The following is a 3507-nucleotide window of genomic DNA, read 5'->3' on the forward strand; positions in this document are numbered from 1 at the left end:
GTGTTGACGCCTCCTGTGAGCGGGGTTAGCGTCCGGAAACCGTCCGGAAACCCGACCGCGGTCCTCCCGGTCGGACGGGTCAGTGCCGATCCCGCTCCCGAGGAGCCCCATGAGAAGCCCCACCACCCCTGGGCCCGCGCGCCGCCTGGTGCCGCTGCTGGTCTGCGCGCTCGTCGCGGGCGGCGCCGCCCCGGCCGCGGCCCAGGACGGCGGCGACCGGCACGGCGCCGGGCGCCCCGCCGAGCGCGTCGCGCGCACCGACGGGCAGCAGCACTACGTCAGCACCCGCCCCTCGCGCGGGGCGTTCGGCCTCGTCGACGACGGCCGCGCCGCCCCCGTCGTCGTCAGCGCCGAGGACCACAGCGGCGTCCTGCGCGCCGCCGCCGACCTGCAGGGCGACGTGGAGGCCGTCACCGGCCGGCGGCCGGCCGAGAGCGTCCTGCCCGCCGGGCAGCTGCCGCGCGACGACGAGGTCGTCATCGTCGGCACCCTGGGCCGCAGCCCCCTGGTCGACCGCCTCGTGGCGCAGGGCCGCCTGGACGTGCGCGGCGTCGCCGGGCGCTGGGAGACCAGCGTGCAGCAGGTGGTCGAGGACCCGCTGCCCGGCGTGGAGCGCGCGCTGGTCATCGCCGGCTCCGACCCGCGCGGCACGATCTTCGGCGTGTACGACGTCTCCCGCGAGATCGGCGTCTCGCCGTGGTCGTTCTGGGACGACGTGCCCGCCCCGCACCGCGAGGAGCTGTTCGTCGCCGCCGGCCGGCACACCCAGGGCACCCCCGCGGTGAAGTACCGCGGCTTCTTCATCAACGACGAGAACCCCGCCCTGGGCCGCTGGGCCCCGCAGCACTTCGGCCCCGGCGAGGCGGAGGGCTTCCCCGGCGGCTTCAACGCCGACTTCTACGGCGAGGTCTTCGAGACGATGCTGCGGCTGAAGGCGAACTACCTGTGGCCGGCCGTGTGGGGCCGCGCGTTCGCCGAGGACGACCCGCAGAACCACCAGCGCGCCGCCGAGTACGGCGTGGTCATGGGCACCTCCCACGAGGCGCCGATGATGCGCGGCATCGAGGAGTGGAACCGCCACGCCGTGCCCGCCCAGCGCGACGCCGCCGGCGACGTCACCGTGCCCGGCAGCGACCCCTACGGCGGCACCGGCGAGTGGAGCTTCCGCCGCAACCGCGCCGCCATCGAGGCCTACTGGCGCGAGGGCGTGCAGCGCATGGTCGACCAGGGCTTCGAGGGCGTGGTCACCCTGGGCATGCGCGGCAACGGCGACGTGGCGCTGCCCGACGGCGAGGGCATCGAGCTGATGGAGGAGATCCTCGCCAGCCAGCGCCGCATCCTGCAGGAGGTCGCCGGCGGCGACATCACCGACATCCCGCAGGTGCAGACCCTCTACAAGGAGGTCCAGCGCTACTGGGACGAGGGGCTGCGCCCGCCGGACGACGTCACGGTCGTCTACGCGGACGACAACTGGGGCAACATGCGCAAGCTGCCCGACCAGGACCTGCCCGAGCGCGAGGGCGGCTACGGGCTGTACTACCACTTCGACTACGTCGGCCAGGGCCGCAACTACAAGTGGGTCGACACCGTCAACACCGCCAACACCTGGGAGCAGCTCAACGCCGCCTACGAGCACGGCGTCGACCGGCTGTGGGTCGTCAACGTCGGCGACCTGAAGAACCAGGAGCTGCCCACGCAGTTCTTCCTGGACTACGCCTGGAACCCCGACGCCCTGCCGGTCGAGCGCCTGGCGCAGTGGGAGGCCGCCTACGCCGCGGAGAACTTCGGCCGCGAGCACGCCCGCGAGATCGCCGACGTCCTGCACCGCTACGGCGTCCTGCAGGCCCGGCGCAAGCCCGAGCTGCTCAACCGGAAGATCACCCTGGACGAGTCCAAGGACCTGGCCACCGACCCCACCGCCGTCCTCCACGACGACGAGGGCAACCCCTACAGCCTGAACCACTACCGCGAGATGGACCGCGTCACCGGGGAGTGGGCGCGGCTGCGCGCCGACGCCGAGCGCATCGGCGCCCGCCTGCCCGCCGAGCACGCCGACGCCTACTACCAGCTCGTCCTCTACCAGGTCGCGGCCACCTCCAACCTCTACGACCTGCGCAACGCGCAGTTCACCAACCTCCTCTACGCCCAGCAGGGCCGGGCGGCGACGAACGCGCGCGCCGACGAGGCCGAGGCCCGCTTCGCCGACGACCAGGCGATGTCGAAGAAGTACGACACCGAGATCGCCGGCGGGAAGTGGAATGGCTTCCAGACGCAGCCGAAGATCGGCTACGGCGACGTCGAGCGCTACGGGCCCAACGCCCCCTGGCAGCAGCCGGAGCTGGAGAACGAGGCGCTGCCCGACGCGATCTACCCGCACCTGAAGCGCATCGAGGTGCCCGAGCGCGCCGAGATGGGCGTCGCGGTCGACGGCTCCGACGAGTGGTGGGCCGCCGGGCGCACCGGCGCGGTCCTGCCCACCTTCAGCCCCCACCAGAGCCAGCCGGCGCAGTACCTGGAGGTCTTCAACCGCGGCTCGCAGCCCTTCGACTACCGCATCGAGCCCGGCGCGCCGTACCTGCGCGTGGACCGCACCCGCGGCACCGTCGACGACCAGGTCCGCGCCACCCTCCGGGTGGACTGGCGCCGCGCGCCCGCCGGGCGCACCGAGGTCCCCGTGACCGTGACCGGCCCCGACGGGGCGCGGGTCGTCGTCACCGCCGTGCTCGAGCGCCCCGCGCTGCCTCGCGGTCAGGTGCGCGGGGCGGTGGAGGCCAACGGCTACGTCTCGGTGCGGGCGCAGGACTTCGAGCGCGCCGTCGGCGCGGACGGGGTGTCGTGGAAGGTCGTGCCCGACCTGGGCCGCGAGGGCGACGGCGTGGTGCCGTGGCCCTCCACCGCCCCGCGCCAGACGCCGGGCGGGACCTCCCCGCACCTGGAGTACACCGTCACGCTGACGCAGGCCGGGCCGGTCGACGTCACCGCGCACCTCTCCCCGCGCAACGGCGTCACCACGGACGGCACGCTGTCCTACGCCGTCTCCGTCGACGACGGCGCCCCGCAGGTGGTGGACATCGTCTCGGCCACCGGCTCGGACGACACCACGATGAACCCGCAGTGGGCGCGCAACACCTCCGACAACGTCAACCGCACCACGACCACCCACCAGGTGGCCGCCCCGGGCGTGCACACGGTGAAGTTCTGGATGGTCGACCCCATGGTCGTCCTGCAGGACCTCGTCCTGGACACCGGCGGGCTGCAGGAGAGCTACCTCGCCCCGCCCGCCAGCGTGCGCGTCGAGCACGGCCGGCACCGCGGCTGAGCACCCCGCATCAGCAGCACCCCGCACCAGCAGGCCCCCGCCGCACCCCGCGGCGGGGGCCTGCGCGCACCCCCGGGGGTGACGGCCGGCTCGCCCCGTCGCCACACTGGGTCCCGTCCGCACCGCTCGAGGACGAGCCCGACGGAGAGGCGATCGACGATGACGACGACCGGCACCAGCACCCCCGG

Annotated in this window: 1 protein-coding gene; it reads left to right on the forward strand. The window is 74.0% G+C overall.

Features of this window, described 5'->3' with window-relative positions; translation table 11 throughout:
- Window positions 1–109 precede the first annotated feature (109 nt).
- Window positions 110–3319, forward strand: coding sequence for a glycosyl hydrolase 115 family protein (locus GTR00_RS16985; RefSeq protein ID WP_166612767.1), 3210 nt, complete (start codon window positions 110–112; stop codon window positions 3317–3319).
- Window positions 3320–3507 lie beyond the last annotated feature (188 nt).

Origin of the sequence: Kineococcus indalonis (genome assembly GCF_009906395.1) — a bacterium.
GTDB lineage: Bacteria > Actinomycetota > Actinomycetes > Actinomycetales > Kineococcaceae > Kineococcus > Kineococcus indalonis.